The sequence below is a fragment of the Pseudomonas sp. H1h genome (genome assembly GCF_000633255.1).
Taxonomy (GTDB): domain Bacteria; phylum Pseudomonadota; class Gammaproteobacteria; order Pseudomonadales; family Pseudomonadaceae; genus Aquipseudomonas.
In genome coordinates this window covers 168546-189984 of the sequence record NZ_AYMJ01000008.1, presented here as the reverse complement: position 1 = coordinate 189984, position 21439 = coordinate 168546, and the positions used below count along the sequence as shown (strand labels likewise).

Annotated in this window: 16 protein-coding genes; 8 read left to right on the top strand and 8 right to left on the bottom strand. The window is 60.0% G+C overall.

Going from position 1 to position 21439, the window contains the following annotated elements:
* Positions 1-96 precede the first annotated feature (96 nt).
* From U862_RS0106830 to U862_RS0106815, 4 genes are all read right to left on the bottom strand, one after another.
* Positions 97-3174 carry an efflux RND transporter permease subunit gene (locus tag U862_RS0106830; protein ID WP_025109694.1) on the bottom strand — a complete coding sequence of 1026 codons (3078 nt, stop codon included), beginning with the start codon at positions 3172-3174 and terminating at the stop codon, positions 97-99.
* On the bottom strand, positions 3171-4337 hold the full coding sequence (locus U862_RS0106825; RefSeq protein WP_025109693.1) for an efflux RND transporter periplasmic adaptor subunit: 1167 nt from the start codon (positions 4335-4337) through the stop codon (positions 3171-3173). Before U862_RS0106825 ends, U862_RS0106830 begins: the two co-directional genes overlap by 4 nt.
* Positions 4334-5752, bottom strand: a complete 1419-nt coding sequence (locus U862_RS0106820) for an efflux transporter outer membrane subunit (protein WP_029977496.1) — start codon at positions 5750-5752, stop codon at positions 4334-4336. The genes U862_RS0106825 and U862_RS0106820 overlap by 4 nt, the downstream gene beginning before the upstream one ends.
* A gap of 125 nt (positions 5753-5877) precedes the next feature.
* Positions 5878-6567 carry a response regulator transcription factor gene (locus U862_RS0106815; protein ID WP_025109691.1) on the bottom strand — a complete coding sequence of 230 codons (690 nt, stop codon included), beginning with the start codon at positions 6565-6567 and terminating at the stop codon, positions 5878-5880.
* A gap of 117 nt (positions 6568-6684) precedes the next feature.
* Between U862_RS0106815 and U862_RS0106810 the strand changes: the two genes are divergently transcribed.
* The 3 genes from U862_RS0106810 (at position 6685) to U862_RS0106800 (ending at position 9872) form a co-directional block, all read left to right on the top strand.
* Positions 6685-7377: a response regulator transcription factor gene (locus tag U862_RS0106810; protein ID WP_025109690.1), complete on the top strand. Its 693-nt coding sequence runs from the start codon at positions 6685-6687 to the stop codon at positions 7375-7377.
* Positions 7355-8731: an ATP-binding protein gene (locus U862_RS0106805; RefSeq protein ID WP_025109689.1), complete on the top strand. Its 1377-nt coding sequence runs from the start codon at positions 7355-7357 to the stop codon at positions 8729-8731. The genes U862_RS0106810 and U862_RS0106805 overlap by 23 nt, the downstream gene beginning before the upstream one ends.
* A gap of 76 nt (positions 8732-8807) precedes the next feature.
* Positions 8808-9872: a YncE family protein gene (locus tag U862_RS0106800; RefSeq protein WP_115675155.1), complete on the top strand. Its 1065-nt coding sequence runs from the start codon at positions 8808-8810 to the stop codon at positions 9870-9872.
* A gap of 46 nt (positions 9873-9918) precedes the next feature.
* Here the strand turns inward: U862_RS0106800 and U862_RS0106795 are convergent, their stop codons facing one another.
* The 4 genes from U862_RS0106795 to U862_RS0106780 all read right to left on the bottom strand — a co-directional run bounded on the left by U862_RS0106795 (position 9919) and on the right by U862_RS0106780 (position 14028).
* Entirely contained in the window at positions 9919-10293 is a 375-nt protein-coding gene (locus U862_RS0106795; RefSeq protein ID WP_025109687.1) for a hypothetical protein, read from the bottom strand.
* A gap of 68 nt (positions 10294-10361) precedes the next feature.
* Complete coding sequence (locus U862_RS0106790) at positions 10362-12599, bottom strand: TonB-dependent siderophore receptor (RefSeq protein WP_025109686.1); 2238 nt, start codon at positions 12597-12599, stop codon at positions 10362-10364.
* Between the two features lie 111 nt (positions 12600-12710).
* A complete protein-coding gene (locus tag U862_RS0106785; RefSeq protein ID WP_025109685.1) occupies positions 12711-13112 on the bottom strand; it encodes a ParB N-terminal domain-containing protein in 402 nt (133 codons plus the stop codon).
* Positions 13113-13137: 25 nt separating this feature from the next.
* Positions 13138-14028: a CoA ester lyase gene (locus U862_RS0106780; protein ID WP_025109684.1), complete on the bottom strand. Its 891-nt coding sequence runs from the start codon at positions 14026-14028 to the stop codon at positions 13138-13140.
* Between the two features lie 613 nt (positions 14029-14641).
* Here U862_RS0106780 and U862_RS0106775 point away from each other — a divergent pair.
* Genes U862_RS0106775 through U862_RS0106755 form a run of 5 tightly spaced genes read left to right on the top strand, consistent with a single transcriptional unit; the run spans position 14642 to position 21428 of the window.
* Complete coding sequence (locus tag U862_RS0106775) at positions 14642-16036, top strand: Y4yA family PLP-dependent enzyme (protein WP_025109683.1); 1395 nt, start codon at positions 14642-14644, stop codon at positions 16034-16036.
* Positions 16037-16050: 14 nt separating this feature from the next.
* Complete coding sequence (locus U862_RS0106770) at positions 16051-17094, top strand: PLP-dependent cysteine synthase family protein (RefSeq protein WP_025109682.1); 1044 nt, start codon at positions 16051-16053, stop codon at positions 17092-17094.
* Positions 17095-17122: 28 nt separating this feature from the next.
* Positions 17123-18283 carry an NAD/NADP octopine/nopaline dehydrogenase family protein gene (locus tag U862_RS0106765; protein WP_025109681.1) on the top strand — a complete coding sequence of 387 codons (1161 nt, stop codon included), beginning with the start codon at positions 17123-17125 and terminating at the stop codon, positions 18281-18283.
* 36 nt (positions 18284-18319) lie between these two features.
* Positions 18320-20170 carry an IucA/IucC family siderophore biosynthesis protein gene (locus U862_RS0106760; RefSeq protein ID WP_025109680.1) on the top strand — a complete coding sequence of 617 codons (1851 nt, stop codon included), beginning with the start codon at positions 18320-18322 and terminating at the stop codon, positions 20168-20170.
* 13 nt (positions 20171-20183) lie between these two features.
* The gene (locus tag U862_RS0106755; RefSeq protein WP_025109679.1) at positions 20184-21428 is read left to right on the top strand and encodes an MFS transporter; all 1245 of its coding nucleotides are present in this window, start codon (positions 20184-20186) and stop codon (positions 21426-21428) included.
* Positions 21429-21439 lie beyond the last annotated feature (11 nt).

Genomic DNA, 21439 nt, shown 5'->3' with positions numbered 1-21439 from the left:
GGATGTCAGGGGTGTTTTGCACGATGGTGGACGTTCATCAGTCCAGTCCTGCGAACAGTTTGAACCCCCGCCTCCTGTATGGCTCCGCTGTCATGCTCAGACCGCAATACCTTCGCTGTCGAGCCCGGTTACGCGGCGCCGGCGTTCGAACCAGAGATAGACCACAGGTGTCGTGTACAACGTCAGCACCTGCGAAACCGTCAGGCCACCGACGATCGCGATACCCAATGGCTGTCTCAGTTCCGACCCGGCGCCATGCCCGAACGCGAGGGGAACAGCCCCGAGAAGTGCAGCAAGTGACGTCATCAGAATCGGCCGCAGGCGCAGCAGGCAGGCTTCCCTGACGGCGTCGCGGGCTGACAGACCTTGCTGCTGCGCCTGCAACGTGAAGTCGACGATCATGATCGCGTTTTTCTTGACGATGCCAATCAGCAAAATGATCCCGATCATGCCCAATACCGAGAGATCCTGGCCACAGAGCATCAGTGCCAGCAGCGCGCCAAACCCGGCGGAAGGCAGCGTGGAGATGATCGTCAGCGGGTGGATGGCATTTTCATACAGCACGCCAAGCACGATGTAGACCGTCAGGATCGCCGCCAGAATCAGCCAGGGTTGCGACTTGAGCGAGTCCTGAAACGCCTGGGCTGTGCCCTGGAAACTGCCCGTCACCGTATCGGGCAGCGCGACCGCCAGGGATGCCTGGTTGATTGCGCTGACTGCGTCACTCAAGGCATGGCCGGGGGCGAGATCGAACGACAGGGTAATGGCCGGGAATACGCCCTGATGGTTGATGATGATCGGCACCTGCTCGGTCTTGACGCTGGCCAGCAGATTCAGCGGCACCAGCGCTCCGGAACCGGCGCGGACGAACAGATGCGCAAGCGTTGCAGTGGATGTCTGCCAGGCTGGATCGAGTTCCAGAATCACGTGGTTCTGATCCAGTTGCGTGAACATCGTCGCAATCTGCCGCTGACCGAACGCGTCATACAGCACATCGTCGATGGCTTGTACCGTCACCCCCAGGCGTGCCGCCGTCGGTCGGTCGATGACCAGGGTCGATTGTGCAATGGCCTGCTGCTGGTCGGACGTCACATGTTGCAACTGAGGCAGGCTCTTGAGTTTGGCCAGCAGCACCGCGCTCCAATGATCAAGCTCGGCGCTGTCCGGATCCTGCAAGGTGTATTGATACTGGGTTTTACTGGCCCGGCCGCCAATCTGGATATCCTGATTGGCCTGCATGTACACCTTGATCCCGGACAACGCGTCGAGCGCCGGTTGCAGGCGCCGGATGACTTCAGCGGCGCTGACGGTGCGCTCGCTGAACGGCTTGAGGTTGATCATCAACTTGCCCTGGCTCACGGTCGGATTCGGGCCGATCCAGAAGTACACTCGGGCGACCGCCGGATCTTCACCGATCACTTGCGCGGCGCGATTGACCTGGGCGCGCATGGCGAGCGGAGAAATGTCCGCCGCCGCTTCGGCCACGCCCTGAATCAAGCCGTTGTCCTGTTGTGGAAAGAAGCCCTTGGGGATGCCGACATACAGGATTGCCGTCGCGACTACGGTCGCGATGGCCACGGCCAGGGTCGTTCGCTGATGATCGAGTACCCAGTCCAGACTGCGGCGATAGCCGTTGTGGATGCGCGCGAACCCTCGTTCGCAGGCCTGGGCAAAACGTCCTTCCACCTGGTCGTCATGAGGCTTGAGCAACCAGGCACAAAGCATGGGCGTAAGGGTCAGGGAGACGATGCACGACATGCTGATTGCCACACTGACCGTGACCGCAAACTCACGCATCAGGCGCCCGACAATTCCCGACATCAGCAGGATCGGCAGGAATACCGCAATCAGCGACACCGTCATCGAAACAATGGTGAAGGCCACTTCCCGCATCCCGTCAACGGCCGATTGCAGTCGGGATTTACCCATTTCCAGATGCCGGACAATGTTCTCCATGACCACGATGGCGTCGTCCACCACGAACCCGACGGCAATCGCCAGGCCCATGATCGACAGATTGTCGAGGCTGTAGCCCAGCAGGTACATGACGCCGAACGTGGCCACCAGCGACAGCGGAATGGTCAGGCTCGGAATCAGTGTCGCCGTGGCTTTGCGCAGGAAGACAAAGATCACCACGACCACCAGGGCGATGGACAACAGCAACGTGAACTGCATGTCATTGACTGACGCTTCGATGGTCTGGGTGCGGTCACCCACCACCTGCACTTGCACATCGCGCGGCAGTGAGGCTGTCAACTCGGGCAATTTGGCCTTGATCGTGGCAATGGTCGACAGCAGGTTGAAACCCGGTTGCTTGTGAATGTCGACGATGACGGTCGGGTCGGCCCCCAATTGCGCCGCCTGCTGGGTGTCCTCGGCCCCGGCGATGACCCTGCCGAGATCGCCCAGTTTGATCGGCATGCCGTTCTTGTAGGCGATGACCTGATCGCGATAATGCTGCGGGTCCAGCAACTGATCGGTTGCACCCAGCGTGATCGAACGGCTTGGGCCATCGAGGCTGCCCTTGGGCTGATCCAGAGTGCTGACGCCAATGACGCTGCGCACGTCTTCAAGGGTCAGCCCCCGGGCAGCGAGTGCATCAGGATCAATCTGTACGCGCACCGCCGGTTTCTGTTCGCCATGGAAATCCACCAGGCCCACCCCGGGCATCTGCGACAGACGCTGGGCGATGTAGTTGTCGGCGAAGCGATCGAGCTCCGGCAAGGTGCGCGTTGGCGAAGTGACCGCCAGTGACAACACAGTGCCTTCGGCCGGGTTGACCTTGTTGAAGGTCGGCAAGCTGGACATGGTCTTGGGCAGGTTGGGAGTGGCGGTGTTGATCGCCGTCTGCACGTCCTGCGCAGCGCCATCGATGTCTCGGGACAGATCGAATTGCAGCACGATCTGGGTCTTGCCGGCGGCGCTCGAAGAGGTCATCGAGGCGACTTGCGGCACAGCGGCAAACGCGCGCTCCAGCGGCGTGGCAACCGACGACGCCATGGTTTCTGCACTGGCGCCGGAGAGCTTGGTCGTGACCTGAATGGTCGGGAAATCCACCGTCGGCAAGGGCGCCACCGGCAATTGAGAGTAGGCAAAAGCACCGAGCAGCATCACGCCCAGTGCCAACAGGCTCAGGCCCACCCGTCGTTGAATCAAACCGGCCAGGGCGTTCATGGATTCACCTGCGCCAGATCAGCATTGGCATCCGTTTTGACCGGCACGACTTTCAGTCCCGGCGCAACGCGGGATTGACCCTGCACAACCACCGTTTCGCCAGCCGTCAGTCCCTGGCGTATCCATTGTTTGCCACCGACCACGGTCGCTGCATCCACCTGTCGCGGTTGCACGCGTTGCTGCGCATCGACCACGTAAACGAAATGGCCCTGACGTCCCAACTGCACGGCTTCAGCTGGCACGACCGCTACATTGCGCCGGGTTTGTACCAACAGGCGCGCACTCACCAGTTCACCGGGCCAGAGTTCTGCACTGCTGTTGTCGAACTGGGCCTTGAGCTGGATCTGACCACTGGCGGCGGTCACCTGGCTGTCGATGAAACTCAGTTGACCACGGGCGATTTCCTGTTGACCGTCGCGGCTCATCGCAACCACTTGTAACGCGCCCTTGGCGTTTTCTTCGAGGATCTCTGCAAGGTCGTCCTGCGACACGGCAAACGCCACGGAGATCGGATTCATCTGCGTGATCGTTACCAGCCCGGAAGCTTCCGCACCATGAGCTATCGCGCCGACATCCAGCAGGCGTTGGCCGGTTCGGCCGGTCAGCGGAGCCTTGACCTGAGTGAACTCCAGCTGCAGGCGCGCAGTGTCCAGCGCCGCCTGATCGGCCTGTACCGTGGCCTGCTGGGCCGCCAACTCCGCGCGATACGTGTCGACGTCCTGAGTCGGCCCGGCCTTGGCGGCGGCGAGTTTCCCGGCTCGTTCGAGATTGACCCGCAGGTTGGCCAACTGGGCCTGATCCTTGGCGACCAGCGCCTGGGCCTGAGCCACCTGGGCTTGATAGACGCGCGGGTCGATCACCGCCAGCAGGCTGCCGGCATTGACTGTCTGCCCTTCGGCGAACAGCACTTTCTGCAGCTCGCCGTCGACCCTCACCCGCACATTGACGCTGTTGAGTGCCTGCACATTGCCGATGGCACTGATCCAGATCGGCAAGTCCTCGACGCTGACCCGGGCCATTTGAACCGGCACCGCGCCTGCCTCGGTGTTTACCGGTGTGGCCTGGGCACGGCGGACCCATTGCGCAGTACCGAGGACAGTGGCCAGCACGACCAACAGCAGACTGCCCAACACAATCGGACGACGTAAGCGGGAAACATTCATGGGTAAGCCACCTGGGCAGGAGAGAGAGAAGCGAGGGTGTTCGGCGCGAAGTCCCCGCCCAGCGCGCGGAACAGTCCGACGGCGGCTTGCAGGTGTTGCAGGTGTACCTGCAACAGCGTGTCTTCGGCCTGATATTGAGTGCGTTCGACGATCAGCAGAGTCTGGAAATCGGTTGCCCCCAGTCGATAACGCACTTGCGCCAACCGCGCCGCTTCGCGCGCCGACGCCACCGCCGACTGGTTCAGCGCGTAGCTTTTATCCAGTTCGCGCGCGGCGCTGAGCTGGGTTTCGACGTCTTGCAAGGCTTCGATGATCGACTCGCGGTAACTGGCGGTCAGCTCCTCGACATGCGCCTGATCAAAATGCAGTTGCCCCTTGAGTTGACCACCGGCGAATACCGGCTGGCTGAGGGTGCCGATGGCGCTCCAGATTTTTCCACCGGCGATCGTGTCGATACCGCCCAGCAAGTCCAGCGACAGATTGGGCAGAAACGCCGCGCGAGCCACCCCGACATCGAAATTAGCCGACACCAGCCGCGCCTCGGCAGCTTGAATGTCCGGACGCTGGCGCAGCAGACCGATCGGCAGCCCCGATGCCGGGTGCGGCACTTGCAGAGCGCCCAGACCGTTACCTTGCACATGGAAACCCTGAGGCTGCGCGCCTACCAGCACCGCCAATTGATACAGGGCCAGATCGCGCTGCTGACGCAACGCAGGCATGGCGGCTTCGAACGTCTGCATGGCGTTGCGCTGCTGCTCGACTTCGAGGTTCGACACGGAGCCCTGGCTGGCCTGGACTTCCACCAGTTGCAGAACCTGCCGCGCATCGTCGGCAATCGACTGCGCCAACCGCAGCCGATCTTCCAGGGACAGCACCTGAAAGTAACTGTCGGCGATACTCGCGCCCAGGCTCATGCGCAAAGTATGGGCATCAAATACCGTCGCTTTGGTCAGGGCATCCGCAGAATCGGCGGCAGCGCGCTGCTTGCCCCAGAAGTCCACTTCATAAGTGGCCTCGGCAAATACACTGCGTTTTTGTGTGGTGCCGTAATTGTTCTGGCGTTGGAAGTTGCCGCCCAGGTTCAGCGCCGGGTACTGCCCGGCCCCGACCACCTGCGCCGATGCTCGCGCTTCGTCGATGCGGCTGGCCGCCGCTTTGAGGGTGTAATTGGATGTCAGGCCCCGTGCGATCAACGCGTCCAGTTCAGCGCTGTGAAACTGCAGCCACCACTGCCCTCCTCCCGCTGAAGACGAGTCAGCAACGCCGTCCCATTGCCGAGCCAGTGGTAAATCCGGTTGCCGGTATTCGGGCACCATCGAGCATCCGCCGATCGTCATCGCGCCGGCAAGCACTAACATCACAAATAAATGCAACGCCCGGAGTACACGGCGCGTCGGCAAGGTTGTAACTGACATGGGCAAGCTATCCCCCGCTTGAGCCTCTGTGGCCTGCGCCACGAATGCGGGGAAGATAGCGAGGGGCGCCTGCCAGAGCGTTCGCCGGCAGATAAACTTTTATTTAACTGCCCCGAACGCGGGCTTCACTCCTCGACCGGCGCGACCTGAAAACTGTACCCGGCGCCCGGTACCGTCCTGATCAGCGAGTACGCGAAGCCCTCATCAAGTTTGCGGCGCAAGCGGTGGATGTGTTTATCGATGACGTTGTCGTTGGGGTCGAAATCGTAGTTCCAGGCACTGTCGAGCAACATGTCGCGCGTTACCACCTGCCCGCTGTGGCGCATCAGTTTTTCCAGCAACAAGGCTTCGCGGTGCTGCAGGGCAATGACCCGCCCGCCGCGCACGGCGGTACGCGTGGCGCAGTCCAGTTGCAGTTCGCCAACCGCCAGTTGCCGCGCCGGACCGCTGACTTGATCGCGACCACGCAACAAGGCATCCAGACGCGCCAGCACTTCGGCGAACGCATAGGGTTTGCCCAGATAGTCATCGCACCCGGCTTGCAGCCCTTCAACCTTTTGCGCAGTGGTCGACTGCGCGCTGAGCATCAGGATCGGCACGCGCAACTGTTGTGCACGGATGGCTTTGATCAGGCCAATGCCATCCAGGCCGGGTAGGCGCCGATCGACAATCAAGGCGTCATGAATCCGCTCCAGGGCCATGTCCAGACCGCTGTTGCCATCGCTGGCGATATCCACCACGTGGCCACTTTCACTCAATCCGCGCTCCAGATAAGCCGCCGTCTGAGCGTCGTCTTCAACCACTAGAATGCGCAAGGAAAACTCTCCATCGATCGAACCTGAACTTTTATTTACCTGGTGGGAACGTGGCGCCCCGCCAAGCTTTGCCACACTATGCCATCTCAGTCTGACAATGTGAGCGGTTCAACTGCCATGACCCATGTTCTGGTCGTCGAGGACGACTTGCCTACCTGCCGTGAAATCGAAGCGGCGCTGTCTGATCACGGATTTACGGTGAGTTGCGTCAACAATGGGCGCGATGGCTTGCTCAAGGCATTGAGTGAACCGTTCGATCTGATCGTGCTTGACCGGATGTTGCCCGGTGGCCTCGACGGCCTGGGCGTGCTGACGTCCTTGCGCGCCGCGAGTGTGACCACGCCGGTGCTGATTCTCAGCGCCCTCAGTGCACTCGATGAGCGAGTCCGTGGCCTGCGCGCCGGTGGTGACGATTACCTGACCAAACCGTTCGAGTTCATCGAATTGACCGCTCGCCTGGATGCCTTGAATCGTCGCCGCAACAAAGTGCCGACGCAGGCCCGCGAAACCCGTCTGCGGGTTGCCAGCCTGGAAGTCGACCTGCTGAGCCGGACCGTGCGACGCGGTGAGCGGGTCATTGATCTGGTCCCGCGCGAGTACGCCCTGCTCGAACACTTGATCCGCAACGCCGGTCAGGTCGTCACGCGCACCATGCTGTTCGAGGCCGTGTGGAATTACAGCTACGACGAACGTACCAACGTGATTGAAGTTCACATGAGTCGTCTGCGCCGCAAGATCGACGGTGAAGGCGAACTGCCGATGATCCATACCATTCGGGGAGCCGGTTATGTTTTACGTTCACCTGAGTGAAATTCCGCGCACCATCAGCTTTCGCACCGGGCTGTTGTTTCTCGGCCTGTTCGGCGCCTCGTTCCTGGCGTTGTTCGGCTACATCTATTGGCAAACCGCGTTCTACCTGAAAACCGAAGCCGATACGGCGTTGTATCGCCAGGTGGAAAACCGCAGTGCGCAGCCCCCCGAGTTGCAGCTCCAGGAAATCCGCAAACATGCCGTGCAGGATGCCGAAGCGCGTTTGCCGCATAGCCTGTTCGATGCGCAGGGCAAGTTCATCGCCGGTGCCATACAGGAACTGCCGCCCTACTCCGCTTTTGACAAACCGCAGGAGTTTCGCTGGCTCAAGGCCAACGGTCACCACCGCCCTGTGCGGTTCATCGTGCACCGTCAGGCCGACGGCAAGCTCCTGATGGTGGCGCAAGATGTTCATGACATCCGCGAGTTCGATGAACTGCTGATCAATGCGCTGATTTCCGGCGGTGTGCTGTTACTGGTTGTCGGTCTGTGCGGAGCGGTCGCCCTGGGGTATTCGGCTCACCGGCGCCTGGACAAAGTCAGTCGCTCGATCAAGGGCATCATCGAAGGCGATCTCACCGGACGGCTGCCCATTCAAGGGACCAACGACGATATCGACCGCCTCGCTGATGTGGTCAACGGCATGCTGGATGAGCTGGAACGCCTGATGAGCGAAGTCAAAGGCGTGTGCGACGACATTGCTCACGATTTGCGTACACCGCTGACCCGGCTGATCGCCGGGCTTGAACGTGCCCAGCGGCGCGGACTGGATGAAGCGCAATACGCTGCCAGCATCAACGCCGCTTTGACTGAAGCCAAGGCGCTGCTGCTGACGTTCAAGGCGCTGCTGCGCATCTCGGAAATCGAAAACAGTGCACGCCGCAGTCACTTCGCGACGCTGGACCTGAACCTGATCTGCGCCGACGCCGCCGAGCTCTATGAGCCGTTGGCCGAAGAGCGCGGTATCAGCCTGACGCTGACTGAAAGCCGGCTTCCGGCGATGATCGCCGGCGATGCGCAATTGTTGTTCGATGCGGTCTGCAACTTGCTGGATAACGCCATCAAGTTCAGCCCGGACCATAGCCAGGTACGCCTGAGCGTTATCGCCGATCAGGAGTCGACAGGCATTCAGGTAGCGGACAACGGCCCGGGAATTGCGCCGGCGGAACGTGAAGCGGTGTTGCGCCGACTTTACCGGGCCGAATCAAGCCGTCATACACCGGGCAACGGCCTGGGGCTGAGCATGGTAGCGGCCGTTGCACGCCTGCATGATATGAAACTCAGCGTCAGCGATGCGTCTCCGGGCTGCCGGATCGATCTGCTCGGCAAGACCGGAGCAAACGCCCTCGCGTGATTGCTATGATGCCCCCCGTTTTGACCCCCGGGCCGAGCCCAGACCTCCAGACACCTTTGGAATGTGAAGAACATTGATGCCGTTGCGAAAAAACCTGCTGGCCCTTGCGAGCCTTGCTACCTGCCTGCTCAGCGTCCAGATGACCCAGGCCAGCGAACCGTTGCTGTACACCGTCAGCGCCACCCGGGCCTTGGCGGGTGAAGGCCACAGTTGGGGCTTTGGCGCACTTGATCCGCAACGGCCTTACTTGTTCATTGCGCGCAGGGAAAACGGGCTGTCGGTGTTCGACGTCGAGCGGCAACGGTTGCTGAAAACACTCGACAATTCCGCCGGCGCCAATGCCGTCACCTTCGTGCCTCGGCATAACCGCCTGTATGTGGCGAACATGGACGGCTCGCTGAGCATTGTGGCGCTGGATCGGCTGCAGGTGCTGCAGCGGCTGGAACTGGACTCAGGCAACCTGAACAATCTGCTCTACGACGCAAGTCGCGACCGGGTGATTGTCACCAGCGGTCGCCGTGGGGATCATTCGACGCTCTACCTGATCGACCCGAAAAGCGACCGGCTGACGGGCTCGGTCGATGTCCCGGCACAAAAGCTCGATGGCCCACTGGTGCTGGATAACGGCACCTTTTTAGTCCCCATGCGGGATGAAGACCAAGTGGCCGTGCTGTCCGGTGCAACGCTGGCGCAGCAGCAATTCTGGACCTTCGAAGGCTGCAGTAAGCCCGGCGCGATCGCCGCCGATCAGGTGCATCAGCGTTTGTTCGTGGCCTGCCGGGGTGACAAGCCTCGCTTGGTCATCGCAGATCTCGCGACCGGCAAGTTACTGGATACCCTGCCCATCGGGCATGCGGTCAACACGCTGGCCTACGACCATCAACGCGACCAACTGCTGGCTCCCAGCGGCGCCGATGCGAGTCTGGCAGTGATTCAGCGCAGCGCTCAGGGCAGCTATCGTTTGCTTGGTTCGATCGGCACACGGCCTTGGGCACACAACATGGTACTGGATGCCAAGCGCGGGCAAGCCTACCTGTTCAGTGCCGATTTCACGCAGCCGGCCCCGAGTCAGGATCAACCCAGACCGGACCCGGTGTTCCATCCGGACACGTTTACGGTGCTGACATTGCAGGCGAATTGAGGCAGCGGTACGGCGCAGTCGTCGGGATCCGACGGTTCAAGGCGCGTTATCCCAGATACGGTTTGAGCATGTCCTGCGCCTGGGGAGTAAAGCGGTAGCTTCTGTCCGATTGAGCGGTGATCACACTCACCTCGGCAAGACGTTTGAGTACTTCGCGCACGCTGACAATCGGCAGTTGGGGAAAAGACGCTTCTATATAGGCATGCACGCCGGGGACGCCGATCAGGCGTCCCTCTTGCGCAGCGAGGATCAGGGCGTTGATCACCTTCAAACGAAAGAGGCTGGTGCGCAGCCCGTAAACCCGCAACATCTCGCGGATGTGGCGATTGCCGCTGCAATCAAATTCGAGGGGGAGTTGGTGAGTCGTGACTTGAATCGGGCGACACTTGATTGTCGAGGTACATCCCGGATTTTCCAGCATGCGAGTACTCCTGCCCGCCCATTGAAAATGGCAGACAGCAGCCAACCGGCTGTGCCTGCCCTCGCGCATCAGAAATCGACCGTAGCCGACAGCTGCAAGGTGCGCGGATAGCCCGGCGAGAACGCGCCGTAAGAAGCAACGCCCGACCAGTACTCACGATCAAACACGTTCTGCACCGTAGCGCGGAAGGTCGTCGGCCGGCCTTCGATTTTCGTTGCGTAGCGTGCGCCGGCATCGAAACGGGTCCAGGAATCCAGTTCCTGGGTGTTGGCCTGGTTGACGTATTGACTGTCGGTGTAAATGGCCCCGCCCGTCAGGGTGAAACCCTCCAGCCATGGCGTATCCCATTCAGCCCACAGATTGGCCTGCACGTCTGGCACACCCACTGGCTTGTTACCTTTGTTGGCCGCTGTCGCTGAATCGGTCAACTTGCCATCCAGCACCGTCACGCCGCCCATCAAGCGCGTGCCCGGTGCCACTTCGCCGAACATGCTCAATTCGATCCCGCGATTGCGTTGTTCGGCTTGCACCGAGAACACGTTGTCGGCGCCGACTTCACCGCTTGGTTTCTCGATCTGGAACAACGCCAGGGAGGTCATGAACGTACCGTGCTCGTACTTCACACCCAGTTCATGCTGCTTGGATTCATAAGGGGCGAATGTCTCGCCAGCGTTGGCCGCTGTGCCGGGGGCAATGTCGCCTTTACTCAAGCCTTCGACATAGTTGTAGTAGAGGGAAACGTCGTCCCAAGGCTTGACGACTACACCCACCAGTGGCGTCGTCGCGCTGTCGTTGTACTTCGAACTGACGGAGCCCGACGCATTGTAGTTGCGCGACTCGATGTCCTGACGGCGCACGCCGAGCGTCAACTGGAAGCGGTCGTCAAGCATCGACAGCGTGTCGGTGAACGCAACGCCGGACAGATCCGATTCGGAAACACGCAGCACCTTCGGCGAGCTGATGTATTGCTTGGGCACATCGATCGGGTGATAGATGTTCGAACGGATTTCCGTGCCGTTGTTGATGCCGCGGGACAACTCGTCCTGGTACTGGGTCGCCATCAATGTGGTGGTGTGGGTGATCGGCCCGGTGGCGAACACGCCACGAATGCCGACATCGGCGGTGGAACGATCAACGTTGAATTTGTAGTAACCGGGGATGTTGCTGGTATCCCCCGCCTCGTTGAGGATGCGTGGCACCTGGTCGGACATGCGCTTGACGTCCGACTTGCCGCCACCGGCATGGGCAAATACGGTGACCGTATCGCTCAGGTCATATTCGCCGCCGAGCAACGCCGACTGCTCTTTGGTGTCCGACCAGCCCCAATCCTGCGGCAGGTTGGTGCGGCCATTCGGCGCGGACGGTACAGCGACGCCCGGTGCGATGGTGAAAGGTCGCGAAGCGCCCTCCCAGCTTTCTTTCTGGCTGATGTAGTCCAGGTTCAGGCGCAAGCGCTCACCGCGATAATCCAGGGCGATGGCACCGATACCCAAATCACGGCGCTGATCATCGATGGCCGTGTCGCCGCCTTGCAGGTTGCCGTTGAAGCGCACGCCAAACTGGTTTTCCGAGCCGAAACGACGGCTGAGATCCAGATGACCGCCGACCTGGGAATCCGACGCGTAGGTGGTAGTGACCCGTGTCAGGTCTTCGTCCAGCGGACGCTTGGGAACGATGTTGATCACCCCGCCTACGCCACTGTTCGGTGAGATGCCGTACATCAGCGCACCCGGCCCCTTGAGCACTTCGACCCGTTCGGCGTACTCGGTGAACACCCGGTAATTGGGCGCGACGCCATACACGCCGTCGAACGCCAGCTCTCCCAGGTTGCCTTCGCCAATCGGGAAGCCACGGATGAAAAACGAGTCGACGATGCCGCCCGTCTGGCCGGTGGAGCGCACCGAGGGATCACGTTCCAGCGCGTCCGCGACCGTGACGGTTTGCAGATCAGCGAGGGTTTTGGCGGTGTAACTGGTGACGCTGAACGGTGTGTCCATCACGTCTTTGTTGCCCATCATGCCCAGCCGCGCACCCCGTGCAACCTGGCCACCGGCGAGGGTTTCCGGCAAGGCCGTGGCGGCGTTGTAACGGGCGTTGACGTTGGTGGTGTCGAGGGTCAGCGCGTCCGTGCTGTCGTCGGCCAGAGAGACTGGCGCGTTCGAGGTTTTATCGGCGGCAACGTCTTGTTGCTCGGCGCTGGCGGCCCAGGCGTTGGCGCTTCCTGCGACCAGAACGAAATTCAACATGGCGGTACGCACGGCGAGTGTTAACACCCGCTCACCGCTAGGACGACTGACAACAGGCATGACGAGAGGATCCTTTCATCGAGAGAAAATGGTAATCACTCCTATTGCCAGTCGACCTGCGAAAAAGTATCACCTGCCGTCAAAGTTTTTTTGGTTTTGATCCGGTCCGGGTCAGTCGTAGAGGCGTTCCAAAGGGATCGCGACCAACGGCAGCGCGGGGTCAAACGCGTGTCGGGTGGTCTTGTACGGGAAGATCTCGCCACGGGCGATGGTGCTGAAAATCCGCGCGACTTCGAACGCTTGTCCGGTCTGCCAGTGCCGCACACACACTCGCGGATCGGCGTAATCGAGCTGGATGCACGGCACGCGCTTCAGGCCCAATTGCAACGCCGCGTTGAAGCGGTGATTGCCGTCCATGACGATGCCTTGCGAACGCTCGACGATGATCGGTTCCAGCCAATGGCCGGCGCGGACAATCGACTCGCGCAGCATCGTCACATTGGCCGGATCGACCTGCTCCGACTGCTGCACGTCACACAGCGGCCGCAACGCAATCTGATAACCGTGTTCCATGGTGGATCTCCTGATTGAGCGGGTTTCAGCAGGCGTCGGCGCGGGGAACCGGCGCGTATTGGCTGGCCACATCAAGCAGCCGCTGGGCGTGCTCGATCAGCGGCAAGTCGACCATCTCGCCATCCACTTGCACCGCGTGGCTGCCCGTGGCGACCGCGCTCATCACCCGACCGGCCCAGGCCAGTTGATGCGAATCCGGCAGGAAGGCGCGTTGTACCGACACCAGTTGCGCGGGATGGATGCACAGCTTGGCGCCGAACCCCAGCGAGCGTGCGTACTGCGAGTCTTGAGTGACCAACGCCAGGTCGCTGATGGCGGGAGTAACGCCGTCGATCGGTGACGGCAAATCCGCTGTCCGCGAAGCCAGCACTATGCGGTTGCGGGCGAACAGAAATGCTTCGGGAGTCTGGCTGCAGTCGATATCCAGCGAGAAATCCAGCGAACCGAACGCCAGCCGCGCCAGGCCCGCAATCGCGGCAATCGCCTCGACCTGCTGCAGGCCTTTGGCGGTCTCGATGATCGCCACGATCTGCAGTCGTGGCTGCCACTCCAGCAAGTGTTCAACCACCCGCGCCAGGGTTTCGGGGCATTCGGCCTTGGGCAGGAATATCCCGTCGCATCGTTCGGGGTGGCGCATGTCGCCGAGCCAGGCCAGGTCCTGGCGAAACAGCGTGCTGCTGACGCTGTTCAGGCGAATGTATCGCTCGCAGGCAACCTTCGGCGTGTTCTCCTGCCATGCGCGGATCGCGGCGCGAGCGGCGGCTTTGCTGTCGGGGTGAACGGCATCCTCGAGGTCGAGAATGATCGCGTCCGGGCCAGCCTCGACGGCTTTGGAAAACCGCTCGGGGCGGTTGCCCGGTACGAACAGGTAGCTGATCGCGGGTGGGGTTTTGCGGCTGAGTCGATCGGATTGCATGGCGTTGCTCCTTGGCGTGAACCAGTCATGATTTCTGAAAAATTTCAGGCCCTGCCGACAGCGATTTTCGAGGCGCTGCCAGGGCTTCTCGCAACAACCCTCAACGCCTTGTTGATCAAGGAATCGAGGGACTTTTTTATCTCAGGGCGAACGTGTCCTTGAGCGTGTAAATACACGTTCATTGATTCGCCTTTCGCAGGTCTTTATTCAAAAATATTTGAAAACCTTACTTGATAATCGTTCCTGTTCGCAATATTGTTCACGCCGCCAAGAGGAACTATCCTCGTTCCAAAGCAGGTAGTCAGCGTCACGGGAAGTACATGTCAGTGATGTCATTTGAATGTCAGTTACTGTTCAAAAACCGGAATTGACCGACAACTAGCGGTCAATTAGCACATCCGTACAAGCCTTAGGGAATGGGGTTCTCATGCAATTGTTTGGTGAACCATTTATTACGATCGATGCTGCGAATTTATCTTCATTTTTTATCTGGCCGCCGCCAGCATCGCATTTAAATACTCGCAGTTGACGAGTAACAAATACGACACTCATCGATAACGATCGGTTATCGAAACATCAATGGCGAGATTATTTTCGACGCCAGGGGCCAACTATGCCTACAACAAATGCAGCACCTGTTGAACAGCGAAATAAAGTTCATCATCCGGAACTGTTAAAGCCGTTGATTGACCCGTTTATTTCCACATTTATCAATGACTTTCCGAGCAAGCTTGAGAGCCTGGTTAAACAACACGGTTCGCCGCTGAATGTGGTCTGGCCCCACGCTTTTGAATTGAATGCACAGGCGTTGTTGGCGGTATTAAAGCAATACAACGTGGCGCACGCGCTCTTCTACGGAGCCAAGGCCAACAAGTCCCAGAGCCTGCTCGGCGCGGCGGCGAATTCGGGCATCGGCGTCGATGTATCGAGTATCCACGAGTTGCACGCCGCACTGCGGGCCGGTACACCGGCAGGCAAAATCTGCGCCACGGGACCGGCCAAAACCGTTGCGTTTCACCAGGCGCTGGTCAGCGCCGGCTCGTTGATTTGCGTGGACTCGCTGGAAGAATTCGATCACCTGACCCGTGTGCTCGCCTTACAGCCAACGACGACGAAGGCCCGTGTTTTACTGCGTTACAGGCCGAAAAACAGTCAGAAGAGCCGATTTGGAATGGGCGCGGAAGACGTGCTTGAATGCCTGCAACGCCTGACCGGGCAGCCCACGTTTTTCCATTTCGAAGGTTTCCACTTCCATCTCGGCGGCTATGGATACGAATCCCGTGCACAAGCCTTTCGTGAGGTGACCGGCTTCGTCGAAGCCGCCAGAGAAATGGGCCTGAATCCGCAGATGATCGATATTGGCGGAGGCTTGCCGATCCGCTATGTCGAGCCGCAGGCCTATGCCCGGTTCCTTCAGAACGACAATAACCCCGGCAACTATCACAGCCAGAAAGTTCCGACCGCTTATTATCCCTATGGCAGTGAATTGACGGCACCACAATGGCTGGCATTATTGCTCGAAACCGAGCATTCACAGGGTTTGTCCATCGCTAACTACTTGAAGCTTCATAATATAACCCTGGCCCTCGAGCCAGGCCGTAGTCTTGTCGATCAAGCGGCCATTTCGATATTTCGCGTCACCCGAAGCAAACAATTGGCCGATAACAAAACCGTTCTGTTTGTCGAGGGCAGCAGTTTCAGTGCCTGTGAAACATGGTTCGCCTCTGAATACTTGGTCGACCCAATACTGCTCAGTGCCGAAGAACTAACCGACACCCCCACCCAAGCCTATATCGCCGGCCATAGTTGTCTGGACGATGACGTAATAACCCATCGCCTGATCGAATTTGCCACTGCCCCCAAGGCCGGCGACTTATTGATCTACGTCAATACTGCCGGCTATCAGATGGACCTGCTGGAGAACGAGTTTCATCGCCACCCCCTGCCCCGGCGGTTGACGGCGACCTGCTGTACGGAAGGTAACTATGTATTTTCACCTGACTACTAAAGGGAACAATTAAAATGATATTGAATAAAGTATCGGACCTTATCGGTAATACACCGATGTTGGGTATAGATGTTCCGGACACCAACGCCCGCTTGTTATTGAAGATTGAAAAGAACAACCCCGGCGGCAGCATCAAAGACCGCATGGCGCGCAACATGGTGCTGGCCGCTCTCAAGTCCGGTCGTTTGAAACCCGGCGGCGTGGTTGTCGAGTCGTCGTCCGGCAATACCGGGATCGGTCTGGCGATGGCAGCGGTCGAGTTCGGTCTGCATTTCATTGCGGTGGTCGATCATCACGCCGCGCAAGACAAGATTGCCGTGATGAAAGCCCTCGGTGCCGACATTCGCTTCGTCAAAGGCACCTATCGCGAGGACGAAGTCGCGGTGGTCGAGCGCCAACAGATGGCCGCGCAACTGGCGACCGAGATTCCCGGCGCCGTGTTCATGAACCAGTCCGACAACGCAGCCAACGCCGGCGGCTACAGCGATTTCGTCCGCGAAACCGTCGCTCAGGCTGAAGGCGCTATCGGTGCTTATGTCGGCTGTGTCGGCACCGGCGGCTCGATGACCGGAATCGCTCGCGGTTTGAAAGTGCACAACCCGGACACCGTCACCGTCGCGGTGGAACCCGCCGGTTCGATCGTCTTCGGCCATCCCGGCTATCCCTATTATCAATCGGGCACCGGCACGCCAGCTGGCGACACCGTGGGCCTGGTGCTCGATTACAGCTGCATCGATCTGGGGGTGCAGGTCACCGACTCTCAAGCGTTTGAAACGGCCCGCTACATCGCGCGCAATTTCGCGTTGTTGGTGGGCGGTTCGACCGGCGGTGCGATTTTCAAGGCGCTCGAACTCATCCACAAAGGCGTGCTGAGCGGCAACGTTGTCGTGCCGATTGCCGACGGTGGCGAAAAATATCTGCACACCGTGTTCGATGACAAATGGCTGCAGGAACGCGACCTGATCGACGCAAGCATCGCCCCGCAACTGGACGCCTGGCTGGGCAAGACCCAATGGCTGGAATCCGTTTCCGCGCCGCTGCAACTGAGCGTCGCATGACCCACCCTTCACACAGGAACGCCTCTCGATGAATCTGTTGAAAGTCGCCATTTGCGGTGGTGGCAGGACCGGTCACCTCAACGCCATCCTGTTCAAACAGCTGCCCGATGTTCAGGTTTCGATGCTTACCAGCAACCTGGAAATCATCGAACAACACGCCCGTCAGACGCCAATGCAGGCGCTGCTGCCTGACGGTTCGACCCTGAGTGCCCGACTGGATCGGGTGACCACCGATGCCAGAGCTGCCGTCGAGGATGCCGACATCGTCATCATCACCGTACCGGCCCATGCCCGCGCGCAAACCCTGAAGGACATCGCCCCGCATCTGAACGCGAGCAAACCGGTGTACATCGGTGCGATTCCCGGTTTCTGCGGTTTCGACTGGTTGGCCGAAGCCACCCTCCCCGACCGCCCGAACCTGGTGATCTGGGGCATGAAGGATGTTCCGCACACCGCGTTCGAGTTGACGCCGGGCCGTTCGATCAAAATGGGCGGCGGCAAAAGCCAACTGTATGTTGCGACCCACGCCCGGGAGCCGCAAACCGCCCGCCGACAGCTGGAGAAGATACTCACCAGGCTGTACGGCCCCTGCGTGACGATGCTGGACAATTACCTGGAGATCACCCTGACGCCTGGCAACCCGATCATGCACAGCTCGGTGATCTACGGACTGATCGGCCCCTACGGCCAGTGGCATCGCAAGATTTTTCCGCAGCGTATGTGCTGGTGGACCGAGTGCCCGGAACTGGGAGCCTACTTCCTCGAGCGCATGGACCAGGAAAGCCTGGCGTTGTGTGCGGTCATCAGCCAGCGCATGGGCGTTGACCTGTCCTCGGTCAAGTCACTGAAACAGGAAATCGTCGAGGCCTACGGCGAACAGATCCGTGACCAGAGCAGCATGTTGTCGATTCTGCGCACCAATCAGGCCTACAACGACATTCTTGCACCCATGGTGCCCGCCGCCGACAACCGCGCCGGTTACGTGATCGAACGCGAGAGCCGTGCCTTCAACGAAGACGTTGCCTACGGCCTGGTGCTGTTGGTGGAGATGGCCAAGCGTTTCGACCTCAAGGTGCCCTACATCGAAGAAGTCTTGCACTGGAGCGTTGGCTACATGCAGGGCCTGCGCGACTCGGCACTCGACTATTTCCCCAGCCACTGGCCTCGCACGACAAGCGCCGCCGCGTGATCTCTTTATTCAATTTTCGACGAGCAGACCGCTGATATGGATGACTTCAAGACACTGATCGCCTACTCCCGTAAAAACGCCATGCGCCGCTTGATTCGCTGCCTTTTTGCGGAAAACATCCTCGAGCGTTCGGCACTGAGCTTTTGCGCCGAGGGCAACCAGGCCACTTACCCGCTCAAGGGCGGCCGCGCTCATCTGGCCTTTGCCGATATCGCCAAAGGCCCGGCCGACACGGTGGTCAACGACGGTGACGTGGTGCTGGTGACGGATGAAGGCGTACGCCAGGTCATCACCAGCCATCAGCACATGCTCGATGTGCTGCGCGACAGCTTCGACTTCGAACCGACTGACGAAGGCGTGGCCGGGCTCAAGGCCGACATGGAAAACAGCCTGACCAACGACGCTCACGCCCGTCAGCATCGCCAGCGCTGGAACGCCCGATTGGAGCAGGCTGCCAAGGATGCCGGGCTAGACAGCTTCACCGACTACCTGCGCCAGCACGCCAGTACCAAGGACGCTGCCATTCTTCTGGATCAGTGGGGTTCGCTGGAAGGTCACCCGTATTACCCGACCTGGAAAGCCCGCCCGGGCCTGACCGATAAAGAAGTCGAACAACTGTCACCCGAGTTCAATGCACAAGTACCGCTGCGCATCGCCGCGCTGCGCGCCGACAACGCGAAAAGCGAAAGCATGCCGCACGTGATCGATTACCGCGCCTGGTTCGCCGAGAACTTCCCGGCGCAATGGGAGCAATGGAAAGCCTCGCTGAACAACAAGGGGCTGGACGAAAATCACTGGTTGCCATTGCCAATCCACGGTTGGCATTTGCAGGCCTACGTGCTGCAGAATTTCGCGCAAGAAATCGCTGACGGCATTCTGATTACCGACGGCCCCGACCTTCCAACGCTACCGACCATGTCGTACCGCACGATGATGCCCGTGCTGGATGAATGCGCGCCGCTGATCAAGCTGCCGATTGCCGTGTGGATGACCAGTGAGTTGCGCAGCCTGCAAGCCAAATCGATTCACATGGGGCCGCGCATCAGCACCGTGATCAGCAAGATTCTTGAGGTTGAAAACGGCTTTGATCAGCGCCTGGAAATCTTCCCGGAAGAAATCGGCGTGCGTTACAAAAACGCAGTCACTCAGGACGATCATCCGGGCCGGCACTTGTCCGTGGTGTATCGCGCCAGTGCCCCTGCGTTCGAGCGACGCGACGATTGCCTGCCAATTACCGTAGCGTCGCTGTTCACCCGTTTACCGGGCAGTGGTCGTCCGTTGTTCACCGATCTCATCGATCGTGATGGCGTGCGGGCCAACGTTGCACAAGTCGAGAGCTGGTTCCGCGAGTACGCGAAAGTGGTCACTCACCCGGTGGTGGCGATCTATCTGATGTACGGCGTGGCCCTCGAAGCCCACCAGCAGAACACCATGGTGCTGTTTTCCCCTGACGGCAAAGCACGTAGTCTGCTGATCCGCGATTTCGGCGATGGCCGCACTTACGCGCCGCTGCTTGAAGAACGTGGCTACAGCCTGCAACCGCATGTGCAGCCGGGCATTCTGCCGACTGTATTCTCGGGCGACATCGAGCCGGTGCGCATGTTCGTCCTGGATGCGGCGTTCCTCACGCATCTGCACGAAATGGCCCTGTGGCTGACCAAGGAATACGGCTTGAACAACACCCGGTTGTGGCAGGTATTGCGCGAGGAAACCGACCTGGCCTTCGAGGCTGTGCGCGATCGTGTCGCGCCAGCGCTGTGGGAAGTCGAGCACAAGGCGTTCGTCGAAGATCCATGGCCAACCCGCTCGTTGTTGCGCATGCACATGATGCAGTACAGCAACTATCGTTTGCAGCACACCCTGACCAACCCGCTCGCTAGCGTTTAACCGAGGCAGACTCATGTCCCATGCAGGTGTCATCCAGGGTTCGAGAGTAAGAATCCTGATTTATCTTCTATTCGCGATCCAGTTAGTGTCGATGGGCGCGATGGAAATGAGCGGGCCGTTCTGGCCTGTCCACCTGCGTGGGCTGACGACGTCGGAGGCGGTTTTCAGCTTCGCCAGCATCGCCGTGTATGTCGGGCCGATGCTGGGCATTATTCTGACCAGTGCATTCTGGGGCCGTATCGGCGATCGCTACGGCCACAAGTTGATGATGATCCGCGCCCTCGCCGGCTTGTCGTTGACCCAGCTTGGGCTGGCCCTCTTCAGTGATATCTGGGTCATTCTGATTCTGCGTTTTCTGCAGGGCGCCTTCGCCGGCTACATTGCCCCGGCACAGGCTTACGGAGTCAGCATCGAGGCCCCTTCGCGGCGAGCGCGATTGTTCGCCATCCTGCAAATCTCCACCAATGTCGGCTCGTTGCTCGGCGCGGTGGTCGGCGGGTTGATCCTCGATTACGCGACGTTCTTCTGGATCAACATCATTGCCTCGGTACTGTGCGCCGTGTGCACGGTGATCGCTGCCGTGACCTTGCCGGACGTACCGCCGGTGAAGAAAACGCAGGTCGCGGACAACGCCGCCCCTGCGCGTCGTTCCGGCAGTCTCTGGCAAGGTTCGCCATTGCTGTCGCTGCTCGGGGTAATGGGCATTCTGCTGTTGGCGCGGATGCTGCCGCAGACCTCGTTCTCGCTGTATGTCAGCTCGGTGTTCGAGGTCAGCAACTCGGTGGTCGGCCTGTGCTACGGCTTGCTGGCACTGGGGTTTATTCTGTCGGCCACAGCCTGGTCGCGTTACTTCGAACACCGGAGCCAGCAGGACACCCTGCACCGCATCACTTACATCGTCATCGGCTGCATCGCGCTCACTGCTGTGGCGGGCGTCACGCGTAATCCGCTGGTATTTGTGGTCGCCTACTTCATCTGGGGCGTATTGCTGGGGGCTACCACTCCCGTGCTGATGGCCTTGATTTCGAAAACCGCTGACAGCTCACAGCAGGGTCATGTGCTGGGCATCGCTCAGGGCACTGCGCAGTTTGCCTCGATCGCCGGGATTTCTGCCGGTGGCTTGCTCAGTCAGGTCTACGGCTTGCAATACACCTATCTGTTCGTTTGCCTGGCCTACGTGGTGGCGCTGATCCCGATTATCGCCCTGCGCTACTGGCCCGCGGTGATGCAACCGAGTGCAGCCCCACCGGGGGACTGATCAAGGAGTCT

Bases quoted from the DNA above. Each gene is read 5' to 3' on its own strand.
- U862_RS0106830 (WP_025109694.1), bottom strand. From the start codon at position 3,174: ATGAACGCCCTGGCCGGTTTGATTCAACGACGGGTGGGCCTGAGCCTG.
- U862_RS0106825 (WP_025109693.1), bottom strand. From the start codon at position 4,337: ATGAATGTTTCCCGCTTACGTCGTCCGATTGTGTTGGGCAGTCTGCTG.
- U862_RS0106820 (WP_029977496.1), bottom strand. From the start codon at position 5,752: ATGTCAGTTACAACCTTGCCGACGCGCCGTGTACTCCGGGCGTTGCAT.
- U862_RS0106810 (WP_025109690.1), top strand. From the start codon at position 6,685: ATGACCCATGTTCTGGTCGTCGAGGACGACTTGCCTACCTGCCGTGAA.
- U862_RS0106805 (WP_025109689.1), top strand. From the start codon at position 7,355: ATGTTTTACGTTCACCTGAGTGAAATTCCGCGCACCATCAGCTTTCGC.
- U862_RS0106800 (WP_115675155.1), top strand. From the start codon at position 8,808: ATGCCGTTGCGAAAAAACCTGCTGGCCCTTGCGAGCCTTGCTACCTGC.
- U862_RS0106795 (WP_025109687.1), bottom strand. From the start codon at position 10,293: ATGCTGGAAAATCCGGGATGTACCTCGACAATCAAGTGTCGCCCGATT.
- U862_RS0106790 (WP_025109686.1), bottom strand. From the start codon at position 12,599: ATGCCTGTTGTCAGTCGTCCTAGCGGTGAGCGGGTGTTAACACTCGCC.
- U862_RS0106785 (WP_025109685.1), bottom strand. From the start codon at position 13,112: ATGGAACACGGTTATCAGATTGCGTTGCGGCCGCTGTGTGACGTGCAG.
- U862_RS0106780 (WP_025109684.1), bottom strand. From the start codon at position 14,028: ATGCAATCCGATCGACTCAGCCGCAAAACCCCACCCGCGATCAGCTAC.
- U862_RS0106775 (WP_025109683.1), top strand. From the start codon at position 14,642: ATGCCTACAACAAATGCAGCACCTGTTGAACAGCGAAATAAAGTTCAT.
- U862_RS0106770 (WP_025109682.1), top strand. From the start codon at position 16,051: ATGATATTGAATAAAGTATCGGACCTTATCGGTAATACACCGATGTTG.
- U862_RS0106765 (WP_025109681.1), top strand. From the start codon at position 17,123: ATGAATCTGTTGAAAGTCGCCATTTGCGGTGGTGGCAGGACCGGTCAC.
- U862_RS0106760 (WP_025109680.1), top strand. From the start codon at position 18,320: ATGGATGACTTCAAGACACTGATCGCCTACTCCCGTAAAAACGCCATG.
- U862_RS0106755 (WP_025109679.1), top strand. From the start codon at position 20,184: ATGTCCCATGCAGGTGTCATCCAGGGTTCGAGAGTAAGAATCCTGATT.